The following is a 23,197-nucleotide window of genomic DNA, read 5'->3' as shown; positions in this document are numbered from 1 at the left end:
TTTTGAGTGGTCAAACCATTCGATAGTTAAGTGACGATAGCCTAGGAGATACACCTGTTCCCATGCCGAACACAGCAGTTAAGCCCTAGTACGCCTGATGTAGTTGGGGGTTGCCCCCTGTGAGATAAGGGAGTCGCTTAGCTTTTATCCGCCATAGCTCAGTTGGTAGTAGCGCATGACTGTTAATCATGATGTCGTAGGTTCGAGTCCTACTGGCGGAGTAGATAATGTGGTGGGAACGTTGAAATTGGAGAGGTTGAGCATGTGATTCGTGGCAGCGAAATGTTTTTAGATGATTATGTAGCATATTGTGATGTTTTAAAACGAGTTGAAAAGGGACTGACATCTGGGGAAATGGAGATGTTAGAAAGAGTGATGCGAGGAGAGTGTTTTAAGGGAAGAAAGGCTTTTTTGAGGAAAATTGAACCCTTATTTAAGGATTTTAAGGGGGGCAACCTGAAGTAAGAATCAAAAACAAACCTATCTATCAATGTTATTAAGTTAATTGAGGTACAACAATTACTATAAAGTTCCTCCAATTAATTATGAAAGGTGACTTACTAGTATTGTATCATAAGAAAATAAAGAATTTTAAGATTAGCAGTTGAAGGACAGAATAATTATGATTTCGCTTACTTGGCTAATTCAAACTATAGTTAATTGAAATAGGGATAGGACAAAAGAGCCTCAAGAAAAGTATCGCAATTTGGCAATGCTTTTCTGAGGTGTTTTTTGATATGAGCCCATGTTTTCTCAATAGGATTATACTCAGGTGAGTATGGAGGAAGTGATAAAAGTTTATGTCCCTGCTCCTCGCATAAATCTCTTAGCTTACTCATCCTATGGAATCTTGCGTTATCCATAATAATAACTGATGGTGTGCTTAATGTTGGCAGCAGAAATTTCTGAAACCAGGCTTCAAAAAAGTCACTCGTCATTGTTTCTTCATAAGTCGTCGGAGCGATTAGCTCACCATTTATCAGCCCTGCAACCAAAGAAATCCTCTGATACCTTTTTCCAAATACTTTACCTTTTATCAATTGTCCTCTTAATGAGCGACCATATTCTCGATAAAAATAAGTATCGAATCCTGTTTCATCAATATAAACAGGTGTTAAGTGCTTTAAACGATTAAAATGTTTAAGAAATAAAGCTACTTTTTCTGGATCTTGTTCATAGGAGGTATGGTTCTTTTTCGAGTATATCCCATAGCTTTGAGAGCATAGTGAATCGCCGTTGGATGACAGTCAAATTCAGACGCTATTTCAGTCAAATAAGCATCCGGATGGTCATTAAGATAGTTTTTGAGTCTATCTCTATCAACTTTTCTTGGTTTTGTTCCTTTTGCTTGATGGTTTAGGTTCCCTGTTTTCTCTTTTAGTTTTAACCAGCCATAAATGGTATTTCGTGAGATTTGGAAAACATCTGATGCTTCTGTGATACTACCTGTTCGTTTACAATAGGCGAGAACTTTTTTACGAAAATCTAATGAATATGCCATAAAAACATTATATCACATTATGTACTATTTGTGTTTCATTTTGCTATACTCTGAGAAAACTGCATAAAACCAACAGGATTTAGTCTCAGACTAAGTTCTGTTTTTGCCTAAAATGCAGATTCAAGGGTGTTTTGGGCTTGAAAATGTTGAAAAAAAGGGTACACTAAAGTTACTGGCTCTGAGGCGTCTCAAAGTAAGTTCTAGCTATCTGGAATTTGGGATGGGACAAGTTCCTTTCTATTTTGAAATTTTTTTAATAAAAACTAGCGATTATTTATCTAGTAATCGAGGGGATTGGATGACGTTCTCAGGGTCAATTTTAGAGATACCCAGAAGTGTTGCCAATTCCTCACCGTAGGTAAATGTAAAGAGTTCATAAGCTGATTTTCCGTTGAAAGAAGCTCGTTTGACGCTGTTGACATGCGAACAAACCAGATTGATGTCATCCTGTGTCAGGATGTCAAAAGAACTTCCTTTAGGAAGAATGTCTCTAATAAGTGTATGATTCTTCTCAATTCTCCCTTTCTGGTCAGAACGATTGGGGTCACAGAAGAAGAGCTTTGATTCACCACGAACATCCATTTCGATGTCGTCTACTCTGGCGAATTCACCACCATTGTCGGTCAGAATGACAGGAAATATTTCGCAGAAGTTCATCTCCTTCTGATGCAGGTTGTTCTTGATAACGTAGAGGTGTTTAGCGACTTCATTGGCCGTTTTGTTGTCAAGTAATCGAGCGAAGATAAAGTTGCAGAAAGAGAGGTTAAAGGTGAGAAGTACCTTTCCGCCCATCCGTCCAGTAACGGTGTCCATTTCCAGCCAATAGCTGACGCCTTTCTCTGTGAGAAAGCGTTGGAAGTCCTCGTAGGACCGTCCTTCTTTCGCTTTTTTAGGAATAGGAGGAAGCTCTCTTGTTCAGCGTTTTCTGAATTTCACAACACGAGGGAAATCAATAGGTTTTGATGAGAGGTATCCTTTTTCAAGGTATCGGTAGATAGAAGCTCTGGATGCCGAAAGTTCGTTGGAGGCGATGATGTGATTGAGGTGTTGTCCCTTTTGGATGGCAGAAGAGACAATAGCGTCCATTTCATAGAATTCTTCCTTGTTTAGGGCAACACCTGTTCTAGAGTCTGAGAGCTTAGCTTCATAATCAAGCTGAGCTCTTTTGGCGTAGTAGAACTGTTTCTGGTATCCACAGTTCAATCTCTTTTTTGGACAGGCATTACAAACGTAAGGAGCCTTTTTGAGTAGAGGGCAGGCCTCGCAATTAGATGTCACAGAATTTTCTTTAACCACTCGATTTCTGCGAACTTCTTTTGAGATTGTGGACGGATCTTTTCCTAGCTTAGCAGCTATAGCTGAGAAGGGCTTAAGTTGTTCAATTCCTATTTGAATATCATTGCGATCAGAGAGAGTTAAGTGTTTGTTTTTCATTGTCGGTTACCAACTTGTCCCATAGTAAGTTCTACCTTATTTTTTTGTCTCAGTCTAATTTCCAGCTTTGGTGTTAGACTAGAACTTACTTTGAGAATTTAGGATGAAAATTGTTTTTTCTCTAAAACCTTGATAGGTTTGACAAACGGTAGAAAATGACTATAGTTAATAGGTCCACCAATTTGGAATCATAACTTTTGGAGGAATATGAGGCTTCCTTTATGGATGGCGAGTTGTAAAACAAAAGTGACTAGTGGCAGGTCAGATGCAGAGTAGCTTGAACAAAGTGAAAGCCAGCGTTTTAAGCGCTGGCTGGGAATTTTGACTTCTATCTCTGTACAAAACATCTATTTGATGGAGGTTATGATTTTTTTGTTAGTCCGAAGAATGCTTTGTAAAGGGCGCGAACAGCTTCTTTTTCTTTGGCTGTTTCAATAACAAACATAACTGATACTTCACTTGATCCCTGCGAAATCATAGCAAGATTTATATGTTGATCGGAAAGAGCCTTTGTTGCAGATGCAGTTACCCCGATATGACTTTTCATGTTTTCACCAACTATCATGATGATTGATAGGCCACGTTGAATATTTACTTCATCGACTTCAAGCTTACGAGTTAATTGTGTGATGATTTCTTGCTCTTTAATGGGTGTTAACTCTCTTTCGCGTAAAACAATAGACATGTCATCAATACCAGTAGGCATATGTTCCCAACGAATGTTGAGATCTTCAAGGATTTGCAAAACTTTGCGACCAAACCCGACTTCTCTATTCATAAGATATTTTGAGATGTTAATACTAACAAAGTTATCATCACCCGCTATCCCAACAACAGGGACTTCCATACCTTCATGGGCTAATACAATTTTTGTGCCAGGATGGCTAGGATTATTTGTATTTTTAATAACAAGTGGAATTTTTCCACGGTAAGCTGGAATGAGAGCTTCGTCGTGAAGAACAGAAAATCCTGCATAGGCTAATTCGCGCATCTCTTTGTAAGTTAATTCAGGGATTGAGTGAGGTTTGTGAACAACACCAGGATGAGCTGCAAAAATACCATCTACATCTGTGAAATTTTCATACAAATCAGCTTTCACTCCAGCAGCGACAATGGAGCCTGTAATATCAGAACCACCGCGAGAGAAGGTGCAAATTTGATTATCTACAGTGGTTCCAAAGAATCCAGGAATGACAAGTACTTCTTGATAATCTCGGAGATTTTCCAATTTATCATAACTTGACGGAAGAATTCGGGCATTTCCAGGCTCGCTAGTCACTATGATACCAGCTTGTTTTGGATGAATATAGCGCGCAGGAACGCCGTTTTTTGAAAAATATTCCGCAATGAGTTTGGCATTGTTATCTTCACCAGCAGCTAGAAAAGTATCATATAAGAAATCATTTCCTTCAATCGGCTCACTAGCTAGATGTTTAATTGCATCGGATATTTTTTTCATGATTGTTGATCCAAGATTAAGCTCATTAACAATCGATTGGTATCGCTCGATAATCCAATTTTGGACCTCTGTTACATCCTGTCCAGAGGTGTAGGCATTGTAATATTTAATCAGAGCATCTGTAACTTTTATGTCATTAGCATCACGTTTTCCTGGAGCTGAAACGACCACAAAGCGACGATTAGAATCGGATTTAACGATGTTTAAAACTTTAGTCAACTGTTTTGCAGAAGCCAAGGAGCTTCCACCAAATTTGATAACTTTCATATTTTCTCCAAAAGGTAGATTTTACATAAAATTATAGCAAAATTCAGAAAATTTGTCAGTAGTTTTTCCTTTTTTCTTAGAATATTTCTATGTTTTCAAAATGGTCACTGTTTAAAAAGTTGAATTATTTTAATTTTTTTCTTGCTATTTGTGGGATTTTTATGTTAAGATGTTATCAAAATAATTTGATAATCAAAATACTTTATTATCAAACCAATGAAAGTGTTGAGGAATTGTGATGTTTAATAATGTTATTTTTGATAATGATAAAGATGTTGCAACGTTGACATTCAATCGCCCACAAGTATCTAATGGATTCAATATTCCAATGTGTGAGGAAGTGTTGGAAGCAATCCGTATAGTCGCAGAAAATGCGACTACCAAGGTACTTATCATTAAGGCTAATGGATCAATTTTTTCTGTTGGAGGTGATTTGGCAGAGATGCAAAGGGCTGTTGAGGAGGATGATGTACAATCTCTGGTTAAAATTGCAGAGCTCGTTAATCAGATTTCTTTTGCTCTAAAAAAATTGCCAAAGCCAGTTATTATGAGTATAGATGGAGCAGTTGCTGGTGCTGCTGCTAATATGGCAGTTGCCGCTGATTTTGTTATTGCATCTGTAAAAGCAAAGTTCATTCAGGCTTTTGTTGGAGTTGGTTTGGCACCAGATGCAGGAGGTTTGCTTCTCATGACACGTGCTATTGGTGTGACACGAGCCGCCCAATTAGCAATGACAGGTGAAGGCTTGACTGCAGAAAAAGCACATGAATATGGTATTGTGTATCGTTTATGTGACTCTGAAAAACTTGAAAAAACTACGAATCAGCTTGTTAAAAAACTATTACGTGGTTCAATCAACTCTTATCGAGCGATTAAAGAAATGATTTGGACATCATCGTTTGAATCATGGGAAAATTATACACAAGTTGAACTAGCATTACAGAGGGAACTAGCTTTTAAAGAAGATTTTAAGGAAGGTGTGCGTGCTTACGGGGAACGTCGTCGTCCAAAATTTACTGGGAAATAAAGCTTGTTTTTCTGAAAAATCCTTGCAAAATAGTTTGATGTTTGATATACTTTGACTGTCAAAGTTTATTTGTGGGAGGTGACCTCGTGGATTACGATAAAATCAATGAATATCTTGTTGATATTTTCAATCGTGTTATAGTTATTGAGGAGATGAGTTTGAGGACAAGTCAATTCAATGATGTTTCTATAAAAGAGATGCACACTATTGAAATTATTGGTAATTCAGAAAATGTTACTCCAACGGATATTGCACGTGAGCTGATGTTGACATTGGGGACAGTCACCACTAGTTTGAATAAACTTGAGGCAAAGGGCTATATAGAACGTTCAAGATCTAATGTTGATCGACGTGTTGTTCATTTGGCCTTGACAAAAAAGGGAAGATTATTAAATCGTTTGCACGGAAGATTTCATAAATCTATGGTTAATCATATTGTTGAAGGAATGCCCGAAGAAGATGTTGAAGTACTACAACGTGGACTGAGTAATCTCCATAAATTTCTTGAGGAGTTAGTCTGATGGTATATTCAAGAATTAGCCACGTTGCTCATTATGCGCCTAAGCAAGTTGTGTCTAATGATGACTTAGCTACAATAATGGACACTTCTGATGACTGGATTGCTTCTCGGACGGGAATAAAAAATCGTCATATTAGTGAAAATGAGACTACTAGTGATTTAGCTAGTCATGTTGCAGCGCAGTTGCTGTTCAAATCCTCTGTTCAAGCCAGTGAAATTGACTTTATTATCGTTGCAACAATTACGCCAGATTCTATGATGCCATCTACAGCCACAAGGGTTCAAGCGCAAATTGGTGCTGCTAATGCTTTCGCTTTTGATTTAACAGCAGCCTGCAGTGGATTTATTTTTGCTTTAGCGACGGCAGATAAATTGATACAGTCTGGCCTTTATCACAAAGGTTTGGTCATTGGTGCGGAGACTTTTTCTAAAGCTGTTGATTGGTCTGATCGCTCAACGGCCGTTCTGTTTGGGGATGGTGCAGGTGGTGTGCTGATAGAAGCAAGTGATAAGCGTCACTTTTTGGCTGAATCACTTCATTCTGATGGAAGTCGGGGAGAAAGTTTAACTTCTGGTAAAATTGGTCTATCTTCACCATTTTCACAAAAGTCAGAGAATGATCCGTATATAAAAATGGATGGTCGTGCAATCTTTGATTTTGCTGTTCGTGAGGTATCCGCCAATATCAAACAGTTGATTACAGATATCAACTTTTCAAATGATGACCTAGATTATCTTTTATTACATCAGGCAAATAATCGTATCTTGGATAAAATGGCTAAAAAGATTGGTATTTCGCGGGAAAAATTCCCAGCCAACATGATGGAATATGGCAATACTAGTGCGGCCAGTATCCCTATTCTTTTATCAGAATGTGTTGATAAGGGAATGTTGAAAATGGATGGTTCTCAGACAATTCTTCTTTCCGGATTCGGTGGAGGTTTGACATGGGGAACTCTTATTGTTAAAATCTAGTTATACACTGTGCGAATGCACATTTATAAAAATTTTTATATCTTAAGGAGAAATTAATCATGGCAGTATTTGAAAAAGTACAAGAAATTATCGTTGAAGAACTTGGTAAGGACGCAGAAGAAGTACAATTGGAAACAACTTTTGATGATCTTGACGCTGACTCACTTGACGTTTTCCAAGTCATCTCAGAAATCGAAGATGCTTTTGATATTCAAATCGAAACAGAAGAAGGACTTAATACTGTAGGTGACTTGGTTGCTTACGTTGAGGAAAAAACAAAATAAGGCACTCTTTAAAGTTAGGGGCGGTGAAGCATTGACAGTTGTCAAACTACGCCGCTCCCTCTTCTTATTTTGATAGTTTGATAATCAAATTATCGTCGGTGTTAAGGCTTAGGAAGTTTTAAAAATGAAAACACGTATTACAGAATTATTGAATATAAAATACCCCATTTTTCAAGGGGGAATGGCATGGGTTGCGGATGGTGACTTAGCTGGGGCAGTATCAAATGCTGGCGGTCTAGGCATCATTGGCGGAGGAAATGCACCCAAAGAGGTAGTTAAAGCAAATATTGATAAAGTGAAATCAATTACTGATAAACCTTTTGGTGTGAATATCATGCTTTTGTCTCCTTTTGCAGATGATATTGTTGACTTGGTCATTGAAGAGGGGGTTAAAGTTGTAACGACTGGAGCAGGAAATCCTGGTAAATATATGGAGCGATTCCATGAAGCTGGTATTACTGTTATTCCCGTTGTTCCCTCGGTAGCATTAGCAAAACGGATGCAAAAATTGGGTGCTGATGCAGTCATTGCAGAAGGAATGGAAGCAGGCGGACACATTGGTAAACTGACCACGATGACCCTTGTGCGTCAAGTTGTAGACGCTGTTGACATTCCGGTCATTGGTGCAGGTGGTGTAGCAGATGGTGCAGGCGCTGCTGCGGTCTTTATGTTGGGGGCAGAGGCTGTCCAAGTTGGGACACGTTTTGTTGTAGCCAAAGAGTCAAATGCTCACCAGAATTTTAAAGATAAAATTTTGAAAGCAAAGGATATTGACACTGTCGTCTCTGCTTCAGTTGTTGGTCATCCAGTTCGAGCAATTAAAAATAAACTCTCTTCTGCCTATGGACAAGCGGAAAAAGATTTTTTAGCTGGTAAAAAATCGGCAGAAGAAATTGAAGAGCTTGGTGCAGGTGCTCTTCGCAATGCAGTTATTGATGGCGATGTCGTTAATGGTTCAGTCATGGCTGGCCAAATTGCGGGTTTGGTTAAGGAAGAAGAAAGCTGCGAAGATATTCTAAAAGATATTTACTATGGTGCTGCTAGGGTAATCAAAAAAGAAGCTGCTCGCTGGGAAGATGTTGATGCCTAATTGCCATTAGTCTCTCTTATCACAAGTTGGAGGATTACATTTAAATGACAAAAACAGCGTTTTTATTTGCCGGGCAAGGTGCTCAAAAACTTGGGATGGCAAGTGATCTCTACGAAGCTTTTCCTATTATCAGAGAAACTTTTGATACCGCCAGTCGTATCTTGGGATATAATTTGCGGCATCTGATTGATCATGATGAGGAAAAACTCAATCAAACACGATACACACAGCCAGCAATCTTAACGACTTCTATTGCTATTTATCGTTTGCTCTTAGAAAGAGGCTACAATGCTGACTTAGTTGCTGGCCTGTCCTTGGGTGAGTATTCTGCCTTGGTTGCTTCAGGGGCTTTGGCGTTTGAAGATGCAGTTGCTTTGGTCGCTAAGCGAGGAGAATTTATGGAAACTGCGGCTCCTGCTGGAACAGGCAAGATGGTTGCAGTTATGAATATGGATGCTTCCGTCATTGAGGAGGCTTGCCGGAAAGCTTCTGAAAAGGGAATTGTGACACCGGCAAACTATAATACTCCTGGACAAATTGTAATTGGTGGTGAAGTTGAAGCAGTTGGTCAAGCGCTTGAATTTCTAAAAGAAGCCGGTGCTAAACGTCTTATTCCGCTTAAAGTTTCAGGTCCCTTTCATACGGCTCTTTTGCAACCAGCTAGTGAAAAGTTAGCTGTGGAGTTAGAAAAGATTGTCTTTAGACCATTTAATATTCCTCTAATTGGAAATACTGAAGCTAAGGTCATGACAGAGTCTGAAGTTAAGAGTCTACTTGCTCGACAGGTTATGGAGCCAGTTCGTTTTTACGAATCTATTGAAACAATGAAAAAACTAGGGCTGACCGAAGTGATTGAGATTGGCCCTGGCAAAGTACTCAGTGGTTTTATGAAAAAAATTGACAAAACAATTCCAACAACTACGGTTGAGGATTTGGCTAGTCTGACTGATTTGCTACAAAAATAGGAGGTTTAATTTGGAAATTACATCTAAAAACGTGTTTATTACCGGATCAAGCAGAGGGATTGGTCTAGCAATCGCACATCAATTTGCAAAATTGGGAGCCAATGTTGTACTAAACGGTCGCTCAGCTATTTCGCAAGACCTCATCAATAGTTTTGATGATTATGGAGTTAAAGTAATTGCTGTTTCTGGAGATGTCTCAAACTATGCGGATGCAAAACGTATGGTGGATGAGGCTGTTGCCCATCTTGGGTCAATTGATGTTCTAGTCAATAACGCTGGAATTACTAGAGATAAGCTCATGTTAAAAATGACAGAAGAAGATTTTGAAACTGTTTTGAAAATTAATTTGACTGGCGCTTTTAATATGACACAATCAGTCTTGAAACCGATGACAAAAGCACGTCAAGGTGCTATCATTAATATATCTAGTGTCGTTGGCTTAACAGGTAATATCGGACAGGCCAATTATGCAGCTTCAAAAGCTGGTTTGATTGGCTTTACAAAGTCTGTTGCAAGAGAAGTTGCTGCGCGTGGTGTAAGGGTGAATGCTATTGCTCCAGGGTTTATCGAGTCGGATATGACTGATGTTATTCCTGAAAAAATGAAAGAAGCAATGCTTGCTCAAATTCCTATGAAACGTGTTGGGAAAGCCGATGAAGTTGCTCAACTTGCATCATTTTTGGCACAGCAAGAATACCTAACTGGTCAAGTTGTTGCTATTGATGGCGGCATGACCATGCAGTAAGAGGAGAGTTTTAGACAGTTCCCTGTAAATAAGGAGAAAAAGATGACATTGAATAGAGTTGTAGTAACGGGTTACGGTGTGACATCACCAATTGGAAATACCCCGGAAGAATTTTGGAACAGCCTCTATGATGGTAGAATTGGCATTGGTCCGATTACCAAATTTGATACTTCAGATATCCCAGTGCACAATGCTGGCGAGGTTAAAGATTTTCCTTTTGATAAATACTTTGTTCGTAAAGATAAAAATCGTATGGATATGTACTCTATCTATGCAATTTATGCAACCTTGGAAGCTTTAGAAAATGCTGGGCTAGACATGGAAACCGAAAATCGTGACCGTGTTGGTGTAATCGTATCATCTGGTATTGGCGGTTTGCAGGAAATGCAAGAGCAAATCATTCGTATGCATGAAAAAGGAATCCGACGTATCCAGCCTATGTTTATTCCAAAAGCATTGTCAAATATGGCCGCTGGGAATATTGCCCTTAAAATTGGTGCCCAAGGAGTATGTAAGTCAATTACAACTGCTTGTGCTTCCTCGAATGATGCTATTGGAGAAGCTTTTCGTGAAATCAAGTTTGGTTTCCACGATGTGATTTTGGCAGGTGGTTCGGAGTCCACTATTAATGAGATTGGTATTGGTGGTTTCAACGCACTAACCGCTTTGTCAACAACAGAAGATCCTAAACGTGCAGCTATTCCTTTTGATAAGGATAGAAATGGTTTTGTCATGGGCGAGGGTGCTGGTGTGCTTGTCTTAGAGAGCCTTGAACATGCTCAAAATCGCGGAGCGACTATCTTAGCTGAAGTTGTGGGTTATGGTAGCAATTGTGATGCCTACCACCAAACCACCCCAACACCAGATGGTTCTGGTGCGGCTAAGGCTATAAAATTGGCTATTCAGGAAGCAGGTATCCAAGCTAGTGATGTTGATTACGTCAATGCTCACGGAACCTCTACTCAGGCCAATGAAAAAGGAGAAAGTCAAGCTATCGTTACTGTATTTGGTAAAGATGTTCCAGTTTCTTCAACCAAGTCCTTCACTGGGCATCTTTTGGGGGCGGCAGGAGCTGTAGAAGCTATTGCAACCATTGAGGCCATCCGTCATAGTTTTATTCCAATGACAGCGGGAACAAAGGAGCTTTCCGACGATATTGAGGCTAATGTTATTTTCGGACAAGGTCAAGGGGCAGACCTTCAATATGCTATTTCCAATACTTTTGGATTTGGTGGTCATAATTCCGTTCTTGCCTTTAAACGCTGGGAGGAATAATGTTGAATATTAGTGAAGTTAAAGAATTGATGGCGCAGTTTGATGCTTCAAGCCTGAAAGAATTTTCATTTAAGACAGTAGATGGGGAATTAGCTTTTTCTAAAAACGACCATCAGTTGGTACAAGCGCAAGCGCCGCTTCCTCCTGTGTCTACTCCAACGTTTGTAGCTACACCAGTAGTGGCAACAACTCAAGAGGAGGATCCAGAGGCAGCGCAAGCTATTTCCAAGGAAGAGACTCCCGCTGTTGCTGAAGGCGAGGAAGTCCCTAGTCCGCTTGTAGGAGTTGCCTACCTTGCTTCAAGCCCTGACAAACCAGCTTTTGTTTCAGTAGGTGACTCGGTTAAAAAAGGTCAAACTCTTTTGATTATTGAGGCGATGAAAGTGATGAATGAGATTCCAGCTCCTCGTGATGGAATTGTGACTGAAATTCTCGTTACTAATGAAGAAGTGGTTGAATTTGGACAAGGATTGGTGCGCATTAAATGATTGATATTAAAGAAATTAGAGATGCTCTTCCTCATCGTTATCCCATGCTTTTGGTTGATCGAGTACTGGAGATTTCTGAAGATGAAATAACTGCCATTAAAAATGTAACCATCAATGAACCATTTTTTAATGGGCATTTTCCTGACTATCCTGTTATGCCAGGAGTTCTCATTATGGAAGCTTTGGCTCAGACAGCGGGTGTTCTGGAATTATCAAAACCAGAAAATAAGGGGAAACTTGTTTTTTACGCAGGAATGGATAAGGTGAAATTCAAAAAGCAAGTGATTCCAGGAGATCAATTGGTCATGACCGCTAAATTTATCAAACGTCGCGGAACCATTGCTGTTGTTGAAGCCAAAGCTGAAGTGGATGGTAAATTAGCAGCGTCAGGGACACTTACTTTTGCTATTGGCAACTGATAGGTTACTCGAATAGAGGGAGAAATGCATCCACATGTTTAAAAAATTATTGATTGCCAATCGTGGTGAAATTGCGGTGCGTATTATTCGTGCGGCGCGTGAGTTGGGAATCTCAACAGTTGCCGTCTATTCAGAGGCTGATAGAGACTCTCTCCATACGATTTTAGCGGATGAAGCTATTTGTATTGGACCAGCACGCTCAACTGACTCATACCTGAATATGAATTCAGTCTTGTCTGCTGCTATTGTCACAGGTGCGGAAGCCATTCACCCTGGTTTTGGCTTTTTAAGTGAAAATTCCAAATTTGCCACGATGTGTGAAGAAATGCGCATCAAATTTATAGGGCCAAGTGCAGCTGTTATGGATAAGATGGGTGACAAGATTAATGCACGCGCTGAAATGATTAAGGCAAATGTTCCAGTGATTCCGGGCTCTGACGGTGAGGTTTACACTAGCAAGGAAGCTCTGACGATTGCTGATAAACTTGGCTATCCTGTCATGCTTAAGGCTTCGGCTGGAGGCGGTGGTAAGGGAATTAGGAAGGTTAACTCCTCTGCTGAATTGGGCCCTGCTTTTGAATCAGCTTCACAGGAAGCTAAAGCAGCTTTCGGAAATGGGGCCATGTATATTGAAAAAGTTATTTATCCAGCTCGACATATTGAAGTGCAGATTCTGGGCGATTCATTTGGCAATGTGATTCATCTTGGGGAACGTGACTGTTCCTTGCAACGGAATAATCAAAAGGTTTTGGAAGAAAGTCCATCTATTGCCATTGGTAAGACTCTTCGTACAAAGATTGGTGATGCGGCAGTCCGTGCAGCTAAGGCGGTTGCTTATGAAAATGCTGGAACAATCGAATTTTTGCTTGATGAGTCTACACGTGAATTTTATTTTATGGAAATGAATACGCGTGTTCAGGTTGAGCATCCGGTGACTGAATTTGTTACAGGCATTGATATTGTAAAAGAACAAATTCGGATTGCTGCTGGAGAACCTTTACCAATCACACAAGATGAAGTTGAAATCAGAGGGCATGCCATAGAATGTCGTATCAATGCTGAAAATCCTAAGTTTAATTTTGCTCCAAGCCCTGGAACTATTAAAGAACTATACCTTCCAAGCGGTGGCGTTGGACTCCGTGTTGATTCGGCAGTTTACACTGGATATACGATTCCTCCTTATTACGACAGTATGATTGCTAAGATTATCGTTCATGGGGAAAATCGTTTTGAGGCTCTCATGAAAATGCAGAGGGCACTTTATGAGTTGGAGATTGAAGGAGTAACCACTAATACAGACTTTCAATTGGATTTAATTGCTAATCCAAGAGTTATTGCAGGGGACTATGATACTTCCTTCTTGATGGAGGACTTCCTACCAAACTATTACAAGTCAGGTGATTAGGAGGGATTATGGCTTTATTTGGAAAAAAAGATAAATATATTCGTATCAATCCTAATCGTTCACTTAAAAAAACGGTTGAACGTGAGGCTCCAGAAGTTCCTGATGAATTATTTGCCAAATGCCCATCATGTAAGCATATGATCTATCAGAAAGATTTAGGTGTTGCTAAGATTTGTCCTGCTTGTTCTTATAATTTTCGTATTTCTGCTCAGGAGCGTTTAGCTATTACAGTTGATGAAGGAAGTTTCGATGAATTGTTTACAGGCCTTGAAACTAAAGATCCTTTAAAATTTCCACAATACGCTGAAAAATTAGCTCTTGCACGGGAGAAAACTGGCCTTGATGAGGCTGTGCTTACGGGTAAAGCTTTGATAAGGGGACAAAAGGTTGCTCTGGCAATTATGGATTCGAATTTTATCATGGCCTCAATGGGGACAGTGGTTGGTGAAAAATTGACCCGTTTATTTGAATTAGCTATTGCAGAGAAGTTACCAGTTGTTATTTTTACAGCGTCAGGTGGTGCTCGGATGCAAGAAGGAATCATGAGTCTTATGCAAATGGCTAAGATTTCTGCGGCAGTTAAGCGGCACTCTAATGCAGGACTCTTTTATTTGACAGTTCTTACCGATCCAACGACTGGTGGGGTTACGGCAAGTTTTGCCATGGAAGGAGATATTATCTTAGCTGAACCTCAAGCTTTGATCGGTTTTGCAGGCCGTCGAGTTATTGAAACAACTGTTCGTGAAGATTTGCCAGAAGATTTTCAAAGGGCAGAATTTTTGTTGGATCACGGTTTTGTTGATGCCATTGTCAAACGAACAGAATTGGCTGACGTGATAGCTGACTTGGTAAAATTCCATGGAGGTGCTAGATGAGTGATGTTTCAAGAATTTTGAAAGAGGCCAGAGAACAAAGTCGTTTGACAACGCTCGACTATGCCAAATTGATTTTTGAAGATTTTATGGAACTACATGGAGATCGTCAGTTTGCGGATGATGGGGCTATTGTTGGCGGTTTAGCACGTTTGGACGGTCAACCTGTTACCATTGTAGGTATCCAAAAAGGAAAAAATCTGCAAGATAATTTGCATCGTAATTTTGGTCAGCCAAATCCAGAAGGGTATCGTAAAGCCCTTCGACTGATGAAGCAAGCTGAAAAATTTGGTCGTCCTATTATTACCTTTATCAATACCGCAGGCGCCTACCCAGGTGTAGGTGCTGAGGAACGTGGTCAGGGAGAGGCTATTGCTCGTAATTTGATGGAAATGAGCGATCTTAAGGTGCCTATTATCGCCGTTATTATTGGTGAAGGGGGCTCAGGAGGTGCTTTAGCTTTAGCTGTGGCAGATCAGGTTTGGATGCTCGAACATACCATGTATGCAATTCTAAGCCCAGAGGGTTTTGCCTCTATTTTGTGGAAAGATGGTTCACGGGCAACAGAGGCTGCTGAATTGATGAAGATTACAGCCAATGAATTACTCCAAATGGAAGTGGTTGACAAGGTTATTCCAGAGCATGGTTATTTTTCAAGTGAAATTGTAGAAATGTTAAAGAAAAATTTGATTGAGGAACTAGCTCAACTTCGTCAGCAACCCATCGAAACTTTACTGGAAAACCGTTATCGACGCTTTAGAAAATATTAAAATTAGCCCGATTTGGGCTTTTTTTGTAAGACTTTTAAGTAATACTACTCTTCAAAAATCAAATTCTGACATCGTTGTCTAGTGTGCTTTTGATTTTTCGGGAGTATAAATGTAATATACCTGCTGTTCTTAAGTTACTGAGAGCAGACAAAAATCCCAAATCAGAAGTCATCAATAGCTTTAGATTTGGGATTTTTAGTATTAAGATATAGTTTATTTGGGTGAGATGATATCAACACCGCCTATATATGGACGAAGAACTTCTGGAATTGTTACAGAACCATCTTCATTTTGATAATTTTCAAGAATAGCAGCCACAGTGCGTCCTACAGCAAGACCAGAACCGTTAAGAGTATGAAGCAGTTTGACTTTGCCATCTGCTTCGTCGCGGTAACGAATTTGGGCACGACGTGCTTGGAAATCTTCAGTATTTGAACATGAAGAGATTTCACGGTAAGTGTTTTGTGCTGGAATCCAAACTTCTAAATCGTAAGTTTTAGCGGCTGAGAAGCCCATATCTCCAGTACACAAGGTAATGACACGGTATGGTAGGTTTAATTTTTGAAGGATATTCTCAGCATTTGCTGTCATTTTTTCTAATTCGTCATAGGAATTTTCTGGCTTAGAGAATTTCACCATTTCAACCTTATGGAATTGGTGAAGACGAATAAGCCCTCGAGTGTCACGACCAGCAGAGCCAGCTTCAGAACGGAAGGAAGGACTCATAGCTGTGAAATAGATAGGTAAATCTTTGCCATCAAGGATTTCACCACGATAATAGTTAGTCACAGGGACTTCAGCAGTTGGAATGAGGACAAAGTCACTGTCCGCTAACTCAAAAGTATCTTCTTTGAATTTTGGATATTGACCGGTACCAAACATTGAATCGTGGTTTACCATGTAAGGAGGAATAATTTCAGTGTAACCTTCCTTGGCATGCTCGTCTAACATAAAATTGTAGAGAGCACGTTCTAGGCGGGCGCCTAATCCTTTGTAGAAAAGGAACCGTGAACCAGTGACTTTGGCACCGCGTTCCCAATCAAGAATATCCAAATCTTCTCCGAGGTTCCAGTGAGCTTTGATGTCAAAGTCGAAGTGACGTGGTGCTCCCCAACGGCGGACCTCAACATTCTCGTCTTCATCGGCCCCGACAGGAACAGAGCTATGTGGTGTATTTGGTAGGCGAACGATGATTTCATTGAGTTTCTCATCAGTTTCAGTCAATTCAGCATCAGTAGCTTTGATGCTTGCTGATAATGTCTGCATAGCCGCAATCTGTTCAGAAGCATCTTCTTTGTTGCGCTTAGCTTGAGCAATAGCAGCCGATGCGATGTTGCGTTCTGCTTTAGCTTCTTCTGACTTAATTAAAAGTGTTCGGCGTTTTTCATCCAATTCTTTTAATTCATGAAGTGTTTCTTGATTGACACCTCGATTAGCTAAAGTAGCAGCTATAGTATCAAAATCGTTTCGAATACGTTTAATATCTAACATAATTTCCTCCAAATGGTTTGATTTTGTAAGTAATGATTGTGATTGGTTTAATTAAAGTCATCTTTACTAATCGCTACAGATGGGTAATGAGTAAGATTAGTAAGGTCCGTGTCAAGTGGTAAATCATAAATGGCTAAGTAGTCTTTTGGGAATTGTTTCTGAAAGATAGCCATTTTATCACGGATAATAGTTTCGTCCTTAGAGGCAAAAACAACCTCAACCACCGCCTCGGACTTATCTATAAAAGCATGAACAATAATTTTAATCATGGAAAACCTCCCCAGTAAGAAAAAAACACAGAAATGATTTTGCTGGAGCGCTCACGCGCGGTTCCATCCAGCTTCACATTCTGTGCACTTAATTACTTTTAAATTTTACCACGGTAGAATTTGGGATTGTTCGATTACCTGCTCACAGCAACCGCAGACTTTCTGGAAAACGTCCAATCTTACTTATCCGATAACTTTATTATATAGGAAAACTGAGAAAAAGTAAATGATATTTTTGCTATGCTGATATGCAGTAGCTTAAAGAGCAAATATTTAGCCAATAGATAGGTTACTTGCGCTTAAAAGACTTTAATTTTGAAATAATGGTTTGAATTAGAGTTGGGAGTTTTACGACCTTATCATTGCCAAGATAACTTCGTGCAATTTTAAGAATTTTACCAGAATCTTTAGAGGCAAAGAGAAACTTCCCCTGATCTGTAAAGATTTCAAAATGACGGCTGACTTTATTCTTACGTGTAACATTAGCACCAATGTGATTAATAGAAGTCCATGGAATCTGAATAAATTGTTCAACATTAACGTCTGGATAAAATTCTAGAGCAGTTTCACCTATAAGGAATTTTCCAACTTTACCTCCAATAGCTAGATAGGAAACACCTGTTGTTTGAAGTTCAACTGATTTATTAAGAGATTGAGCCATAATTTCTCACTTTGCTGTTTTTTATTGTATTATACCATAATTGAAGGTTGTAAAGCAAAAGTCGGTCAGAGTGATAAAGATTTTTAAAAACATCATTTGACCTCAAATTTTTAGTTAAACAAAAGAGAGTTCAGAACTAAATTGTTCCAAACCCCTTTTATGAATTGAATGATTTGATTACATGATACCGAAGAAACGAGCAGCGATACCAACGATAAACAAAGCAATAATAATTGTGATTGGTGAAACTTTCTTCTTAAGTAGCCACATGCAAAGGAAAGTCAAGAGAAGTCCCATCAATCCAGGAATCAAGCTGTTCAACTGTCCTTGGAGTGTTTGTGATTGAACCTTATCCAAACTCAAACCGCTAAGTGCCTCTCCAAGAATCCCTTTCAACTCAGCACCAGTTACATTTCCTTTTGGAAATTCAATGTAGGCTCCTTCTGATAATTGTTTACCAGGAAGATTAACAGTAAAGCTGATAGATACCCAACGTTCAACCAGAACAGCAAGAATGAACATACCAAGGATTGAAGCTCCTTTTGTGATGTCTTTCAGGATACCACCTGACATGTCTTTTGTGATTTCAGAACCAGCTTTGTAACCAAATTCTTGTGTGTACCACAAGAAGGCCATACGAATAATGTTCCAACCAAAGAAGAAGATTAATGGACCAACGATATTACCTGTTGTTGCCAATGATGCACCAAGAGCTCCTAAGATAGGACGAACGGTGAACCAGAAGACAGGGTCTCCGATACCAGCAAGAGGTCCCATCATACCAATTTTAACCCCTTGGATAGCAGCGTCATCGATTTCAGTACCGTTTGCTTTTTCTTCTTCAAGAGCAAGAGTTACCCCCATGATTGGGGCAGCAACGTATGGGTGGGTATTGAAGAATTCCAAGTGGCGTTCAAGAGCAGCAGCTTGGTCTTCTTTAGAAGTATAAAGTTTTTTAATAGCAGGAATCAGTGCATAAGCCCAACCCAAGTTTTGCATACGTTCATAGTTCCATGAACCTTGCAAGAATTGTGAACGCCACCAAACTTTTTGACGATCTGATTTTGATAATTGAATTTTTTCAGCCATGATTGTTCCCCTTTCTAGTAGTCTTCAAGGATATCGCCGATTGGATCGCCAGAACCTGAGGCAGCTCCTCCACCGTTACCACCTTGTTTAGAAAGGTTAAGGTAGATAAGGGCGATCGCAACACCGATAACACCAAGTGCGATAAGTGTCAATTGGCTGATAGCAGCAAATGCAAATCCTAGAGCGAAGAAAGGCCAAACTTCACGAGTTGCCATCATATTGATAACCATGGCATAACCTACGGCTACAACCATACCACCACCGACAGCCATACCACCGTTCAACCAGTCTGGCATCAAGCCAAGGATGTCTTTAACAGCAGAGGCAGGAACAGCGATTAGCATAGCAGCAGGAACAGCGATACGAAGACCTTGAAGGACAAGGGCAAACAAGTGGGCACGTTCAACTGCAGCAATGTTCCCTTCTTTAGCAGCGCTGTCAGCTGTGTGGACAAGGGCAACTGAGATTGTACGAACGATCATTGTGAGGAAGAGTCCAGCGACAGCTAGTGGGATAGCTGTTGCTGTTGCAACGGCTATACCTTCAGTTGAGAAGTTACCGCTCTTTACCATGATGATAGCTGCAGCTACAGAAGCGAGTGCAGCGTCAGGAGCAACAGCAGCACCGATGTTAGCCCAAGCAAGGGCAATCATTTGAAGTGATCCACCAAGCATAACGCCTGCTTCAAGATTACCAGTCACAAGACCGATAAGTGTACAAGCCACAAGTGGTTGATGGAATTGGAATTGGTCAAGGATACCTTCAAGACCAGCAAAGAAGGCAACAACTACAACCAAGATAGCAGAAATAATTGAAATATCTGACATGGTTTTATTCCTTTTCTATTGAGTTTTCATGAGTACTCTCAACTGATTTAACAAGATGTGAGCACTGCAGTTTGAGTGAATTATTGAACGTTTGCTTTTTGAATAAGGTCAAACAAGTCTTTCTTAGAATCGTTTGGCACTTTGCGAACATCAAAGCTTACGCCTAGGTCACGTAATTTTTCAAAGGCAGCAACGTCGTCCTTGTCCATTGACAAAACGTTGTTAACCATTGTCTTACCTGTTGAGTGAGCCATAGAACCAACATTGAGTTCTTTAATCGGCACACCGCCTTCAATAGCACGAAGGGCATCTTGGACAGTTTCGAACAAGATAAGCGCATGCGTTTCACCAAAGCGGGTATCTTTTGCTACTTCAATCAATTTATCAATCGGAACAACATTAGCATTAACCCCAGAAGGTGCCGCTTGTTTGATTAAACCTTTACGTAGATCATCTTTTGCCACGGCATCTGATGCAACAATAATGCGGTCAGCTTTTGAAGCTGGAGTCCATGCTGTAGCAACTTGTCCGTGAAGAAGACGCGTATCAATACGTGCAAGGTTAATTTTGATCTTACCATCTCCAATGACAGTCCCTTTTGGAATAGCTCCTTTTGGAGCGCTAGTTTTAGCTGGAACCGCTGCAACTTCCACTGGATTAAGTTCTTCGGGAAGGGCTTTAACACCATCCTTAGATTCCTTAATAATGTTTGCAGCAACCTTATCAACCCCAGCAGTAGCATCCATTAGACGCTCAGTGTAGGCTTGAATAAGCATTGGCAAATTGAGACCGGTAATGATAGCCATTTTGCGATCAGGATTTTCTCCCATCACGCGACTTGCTTGGTTAAATGGTGAACCAGACCAAAGGTCAGCAAGTACAAGGATTTCATCATCAGCATCAAATTGTGCGATAGCATTGTTGAAGTGTTCATACAAATCGTCTGGACCTTCATTTGGCATGAAAGTTACAACTTGAACTTTCTCCTGCTCACCAAAGATCATAGAACCAGATTGATGGATACCTTCAGCAAATTTACCATGACTGGCAATAATAATACCGATAGCCATTCTTGTTCTTCCTCCTTATTTATATTTTTCATTAAAAGAAAAAAGAATAATCTCCTTCCGCTAAGAGCGGCTATTCTTTTTCATTTTAGTGAATTAGAGAACGATACTATTGTAAAACGTTTTCACCTAAAAATCAACCCCTATTTTTACAAAGATATGACAAAAAAGAAAAAACTTGCAAATTCTAGCATAAATTTCCAATCGAAAATGATTGAAAATGTGTCAAAATAGCAGAAAATATGACACAAAAACCTACTTTTTAATCAAAGTAGGTTAATAATGTTCGTTTATAGCAAAAGTTCTTCTAATTTTCGAGCCACACCATCATCTTCATTTGTATAGTCAAGTTGCTCATCGGCGTATGGTAAAAGTACTTCACTAGCGTTTTTCATGGCATAACCAGATTTTGCCAGAGATAGCATTTCGGTATCGTTGTGTTCATCGCCAAAAGCAATCAGGTCCTCTTTGGATTTATTGAGTTCTTTAAGTAAGTAGCTCAGGGCGTAGGCTTTATTGATACCTTTCGGTGAAAATTCAAGGATATTCATTGGTCCACCCCAAGAATCAATTTCCATTTCATATTTGAAGTGGCGGCGCATCTCATCAGCAAGAGCATACTTGTTTTCATGCCTTGTTTGCATGAGGAGGGCATTTGGATTTTTGGTGATTTTTGAAGCATCTAATTGCATTTTATTCGTGATTTCTTCAACACCAAACAATTCAGGATTGATGCTCTGCGGATTGTCCATAGTAATAAAAAACTTTTTCCGATATTCACTGGCAATAAAGTCTGCTTCGAAACTTTCTCTTTGTTTTAAAACGTCTATAAGGTAGCTTTTGTCAATGGTAACACTTTGTTCACGGTCCCATTTTTTGTCAGGAATATGCGTGAGAGCGCCGTTGAAGCTAATCAAGGGCGTATTTAGGCGGAGACGCTTATAATGGTCAGCTGCCATGGTAAAAGGGCGACCGGTCGCGATAACGACAAAATGGCCTTTATCTTTGACACGTTGAATGACATCAACAGTATAATCTGAAATGGTATTATCATTGTGTAATAGGGTACCATCTAAATCAATAGCGATTAGTTTTTTTCTCATATTAAGGATTATGACAGAAAATAAGTTGAAATGCAAGGACTGACTATGATAAGTTTAAGTGGAGATTAGACTACTCCATATTTTTCGGAAAATTCTATATATTCAATTGACAAACAGTCAGGAGAGTTGTACTCTGTAAGGGTAAATAGTAAAAAAACGTTTATGAAAATTAAAAAAGTACCGTGCTGGCCAACAGTAGTAAATGTGTCTTGATTTTACAATATATTGTATCAACCTGCTTTTGAATTTTTTAAAGGCTTTCTAAAATTTTGTAAAATGACACATTTTATTTTGATGACTTCTATAACATCATAGAAACAACAACTATTCAGGAGATGAAGTTGAAATATAAGGAGCTTGTTAATGCAGTTATTAAAAAAGTTAGACTTTTAGGAGGGAGATATTTGATGTCAACTGATCAACAAAGTTTATATAAAAATGAATTAGAGTTAAAATATGAGGTCTTAGATTCAAAAACTTTTGAGAATTGTAAAAGAGTCATTGAGGAAGCAGGATTTAAGATACGGGGGAGCTTTCTTGAAACTGATTTTGTTCCAGATTTAGCAAATTTTGAATTTAAATCAAAGGGGATTGTTTTGAGATATCGATTAGTTAAACCTAAAAGATATTTATTAACTTTAAAGTTGAAGGGAAAGAGACACGATTTACAGGATAATATAGAGATTGAGTATGAAAGCTGTAGTAAAGATAAGAAATCTTTTAAAGAAATTCAAAGGATAATTAATTCAGAATTTTCAATTGAATTATCGGAATTAGTATTGTTAAAAAATACTATCATTGATAATATTGTAGAAATCATTGATTATTTATACAGTATTGGTTTTACTAAATGTAGAATGCTTTCACAAAAAAAGAGAACAATCTATACAAAAGGTGAAAAGTCTTTTTGTTTTGATACATTTCCAGATCCGATTGGTACCTATTTGGAGTTAGAGGCTTTTAACGATAAAGATTTAAGAGAGTTAAAAAAAGTAGTCGCATCAGTAATTGAATTAGATTCATGTGAGGTTAAAAACTATGGAAAAATAATTCAAGAAAAGTTGAATAGTTATGGGATTCCTCGTTCGAAACAACGTGTGTGCGTGTTTAGTAATAATCTTCAAAACTTTGTATATCAAAAATTTAAATTATGAAAAGCCTAACCTTAATTTGACAATTTAGATCTAAAGAAAA

General features: G+C 39.2%; 22 protein-coding genes, 1 tRNA gene, 1 rRNA gene and 2 pseudogenes. 16 read left to right on the top strand and 10 right to left on the bottom strand.

Translation table 11 applies throughout. The features are described from left to right. The first annotated feature begins 26 nt into the window (after nucleotides 1–26). Together rrf and ABZ559_RS11505 are read left to right on the top strand one after the other, a co-directional pair. Nucleotides 27–142 (top strand): 5S ribosomal RNA (rrf, locus tag ABZ559_RS11510). 5 nt (nucleotides 143–147) lie between these two features. After that, a tRNA-Asn gene (locus tag ABZ559_RS11505) sits at nucleotides 148–221 on the top strand. A 435-nt stretch (nucleotides 222–656) separates the two neighbouring features. On the opposite strand, the pseudogene ABZ559_RS11500 reads toward ABZ559_RS11505, so the two are convergent. The 3 genes and pseudogenes from ABZ559_RS11500 to ABZ559_RS11490 form a co-directional block, all read right to left on the bottom strand. Further along, a pseudogene (locus ABZ559_RS11500) lies at nucleotides 657–1,501 on the bottom strand (IS630 family transposase). A gap of 270 nt (nucleotides 1,502–1,771) precedes the next feature. Next, a pseudogene (locus ABZ559_RS11495) lies at nucleotides 1,772–2,935 on the bottom strand (IS30 family transposase). A gap of 361 nt (nucleotides 2,936–3,296) precedes the next feature. Beyond that, nucleotides 3,297–4,661 (bottom strand): aspartate kinase, encoded by a 1,365-nt coding sequence (locus ABZ559_RS11490; RefSeq protein WP_018375815.1) that lies wholly within the window; start codon nucleotides 4,659–4,661, stop codon nucleotides 3,297–3,299. Between the two features lie 235 nt (nucleotides 4,662–4,896). On the opposite strand from ABZ559_RS11490, the gene ABZ559_RS11485 reads away from it, so the two are divergent. The 13 genes from ABZ559_RS11485 (at nucleotide 4,897) to ABZ559_RS11425 (ending at nucleotide 15,496) form a co-directional block, all read left to right on the top strand. Further along, on the top strand, nucleotides 4,897–5,688 hold the full coding sequence (locus ABZ559_RS11485) for an enoyl-CoA hydratase (RefSeq protein WP_026217147.1): 792 nt from the start codon (nucleotides 4,897–4,899) through the stop codon (nucleotides 5,686–5,688). Nucleotides 5,689–5,774: 86 nt separating this feature from the next. Continuing rightward, entirely contained in the window at nucleotides 5,775–6,209 is a 435-nt protein-coding gene (locus tag ABZ559_RS11480) for a MarR family transcriptional regulator (RefSeq protein ID WP_367006495.1), read from the top strand. Next, complete coding sequence (locus ABZ559_RS11475) at nucleotides 6,209–7,183, top strand: beta-ketoacyl-ACP synthase III (protein ID WP_367006493.1); 975 nt, start codon at nucleotides 6,209–6,211, stop codon at nucleotides 7,181–7,183. The genes ABZ559_RS11480 and ABZ559_RS11475 overlap by 1 nt, the downstream gene beginning before the upstream one ends. A gap of 59 nt (nucleotides 7,184–7,242) precedes the next feature. Next, the gene (locus tag ABZ559_RS11470; protein ID WP_018375811.1) at nucleotides 7,243–7,467 is read left to right on the top strand and encodes an acyl carrier protein; all 225 of its coding nucleotides are present in this window, start codon (nucleotides 7,243–7,245) and stop codon (nucleotides 7,465–7,467) included. A 124-nt stretch (nucleotides 7,468–7,591) separates the two neighbouring features. Next, the gene (fabK, locus tag ABZ559_RS11465) at nucleotides 7,592–8,557 is read left to right on the top strand and encodes an enoyl-[acyl-carrier-protein] reductase FabK (protein WP_018375810.1); all 966 of its coding nucleotides are present in this window, start codon (nucleotides 7,592–7,594) and stop codon (nucleotides 8,555–8,557) included. Between the two features lie 44 nt (nucleotides 8,558–8,601). Further along, complete coding sequence (gene fabD, locus ABZ559_RS11460; protein ID WP_018375809.1) at nucleotides 8,602–9,522, top strand: ACP S-malonyltransferase; 921 nt, start codon at nucleotides 8,602–8,604, stop codon at nucleotides 9,520–9,522. A 10-nt stretch (nucleotides 9,523–9,532) separates the two neighbouring features. Further along, the gene (gene fabG / locus ABZ559_RS11455) at nucleotides 9,533–10,267 is read left to right on the top strand and encodes a 3-oxoacyl-[acyl-carrier-protein] reductase (RefSeq protein ID WP_018375808.1); all 735 of its coding nucleotides are present in this window, start codon (nucleotides 9,533–9,535) and stop codon (nucleotides 10,265–10,267) included. Between the two features lie 42 nt (nucleotides 10,268–10,309). Next, nucleotides 10,310–11,542 (top strand): beta-ketoacyl-ACP synthase II, encoded by a 1,233-nt coding sequence (fabF, locus tag ABZ559_RS11450; RefSeq protein ID WP_018375807.1) that lies wholly within the window; start codon nucleotides 10,310–10,312, stop codon nucleotides 11,540–11,542. 2 nt (nucleotides 11,543–11,544) lie between these two features. After that, entirely contained in the window at nucleotides 11,545–12,030 is a 486-nt protein-coding gene (gene accB, locus ABZ559_RS11445; RefSeq protein WP_026217146.1) for an acetyl-CoA carboxylase biotin carboxyl carrier protein, read from the top strand. Next, nucleotides 12,027–12,449, top strand: coding sequence for a 3-hydroxyacyl-ACP dehydratase FabZ (fabZ, locus tag ABZ559_RS11440; protein ID WP_018375805.1), 423 nt, complete (start codon nucleotides 12,027–12,029; stop codon nucleotides 12,447–12,449). The genes accB and fabZ overlap by 4 nt, the downstream gene beginning before the upstream one ends. A 34-nt stretch (nucleotides 12,450–12,483) precedes the next feature. Continuing rightward, on the top strand, nucleotides 12,484–13,854 hold the full coding sequence (locus ABZ559_RS11435; protein WP_018375804.1) for an acetyl-CoA carboxylase biotin carboxylase subunit: 1,371 nt from the start codon (nucleotides 12,484–12,486) through the stop codon (nucleotides 13,852–13,854). Nucleotides 13,855–13,862: 8 nt separating this feature from the next. Then, nucleotides 13,863–14,729, top strand: coding sequence for an acetyl-CoA carboxylase, carboxyltransferase subunit beta (accD, locus tag ABZ559_RS11430; protein ID WP_018375803.1), 867 nt, complete (start codon nucleotides 13,863–13,865; stop codon nucleotides 14,727–14,729). Beyond that, the gene (locus ABZ559_RS11425) at nucleotides 14,726–15,496 is read left to right on the top strand and encodes an acetyl-CoA carboxylase carboxyl transferase subunit alpha (RefSeq protein WP_018375802.1); all 771 of its coding nucleotides are present in this window, start codon (nucleotides 14,726–14,728) and stop codon (nucleotides 15,494–15,496) included. The genes accD and ABZ559_RS11425 overlap by 4 nt, the downstream gene beginning before the upstream one ends. Nucleotides 15,497–15,709: 213 nt before the next feature. Here ABZ559_RS11425 and serS read toward each other — a convergent pair whose 3' ends face one another. From serS to ABZ559_RS11390, 7 genes are all read right to left on the bottom strand, one after another. Next, nucleotides 15,710–16,987 (bottom strand): serine--tRNA ligase, encoded by a 1,278-nt coding sequence (gene serS, locus ABZ559_RS11420; RefSeq protein WP_367006490.1) that lies wholly within the window; start codon nucleotides 16,985–16,987, stop codon nucleotides 15,710–15,712. Nucleotides 16,988–17,034: 47 nt separating this feature from the next. Next, nucleotides 17,035–17,256 (bottom strand): phosphoribosylaminoimidazole carboxylase, encoded by a 222-nt coding sequence (locus tag ABZ559_RS11415; protein ID WP_367006488.1) that lies wholly within the window; start codon nucleotides 17,254–17,256, stop codon nucleotides 17,035–17,037. A 289-nt stretch (nucleotides 17,257–17,545) separates the two neighbouring features. Beyond that, nucleotides 17,546–17,917 (bottom strand): DUF956 family protein, encoded by a 372-nt coding sequence (locus tag ABZ559_RS11410; RefSeq protein ID WP_018375799.1) that lies wholly within the window; start codon nucleotides 17,915–17,917, stop codon nucleotides 17,546–17,548. 177 nt (nucleotides 17,918–18,094) lie between these two features. Next, nucleotides 18,095–19,006 (bottom strand): PTS system mannose/fructose/sorbose family transporter subunit IID, encoded by a 912-nt coding sequence (locus ABZ559_RS11405; protein ID WP_273414373.1) that lies wholly within the window; start codon nucleotides 19,004–19,006, stop codon nucleotides 18,095–18,097. A 14-nt stretch (nucleotides 19,007–19,020) separates the two neighbouring features. Then, a complete protein-coding gene (locus ABZ559_RS11400) occupies nucleotides 19,021–19,833 on the bottom strand; it encodes a mannose/fructose/sorbose family PTS transporter subunit IIC (protein WP_367006485.1) in 813 nt (270 codons plus the stop codon). Nucleotides 19,834–19,913: 80 nt separating this feature from the next. Further along, complete coding sequence (locus tag ABZ559_RS11395; protein WP_277291021.1) at nucleotides 19,914–20,903, bottom strand: PTS sugar transporter subunit IIB; 990 nt, start codon at nucleotides 20,901–20,903, stop codon at nucleotides 19,914–19,916. 287 nt (nucleotides 20,904–21,190) lie between these two features. Further along, on the bottom strand, nucleotides 21,191–22,003 hold the full coding sequence (locus tag ABZ559_RS11390; RefSeq protein ID WP_277291022.1) for a Cof-type HAD-IIB family hydrolase: 813 nt from the start codon (nucleotides 22,001–22,003) through the stop codon (nucleotides 21,191–21,193). 341 nt (nucleotides 22,004–22,344) lie between these two features. Between ABZ559_RS11390 and ABZ559_RS11385 the strand changes: the two genes are divergently transcribed. After that, a complete protein-coding gene (locus tag ABZ559_RS11385; protein WP_277291023.1) occupies nucleotides 22,345–23,157 on the top strand; it encodes a CYTH domain-containing protein in 813 nt (270 codons plus the stop codon). Nucleotides 23,158–23,197 lie beyond the last annotated feature (40 nt).

Origin of the sequence: Streptococcus sp. ZY19097 (assembly GCF_040731245.1) — a bacterium.
GTDB lineage: Bacteria > Bacillota > Bacilli > Lactobacillales > Streptococcaceae > Streptococcus > Streptococcus orisratti.
The sequence above is the reverse complement of the archived record's forward strand: the minus strand, read 5'-3'. Positions and strand labels throughout refer to the sequence as shown.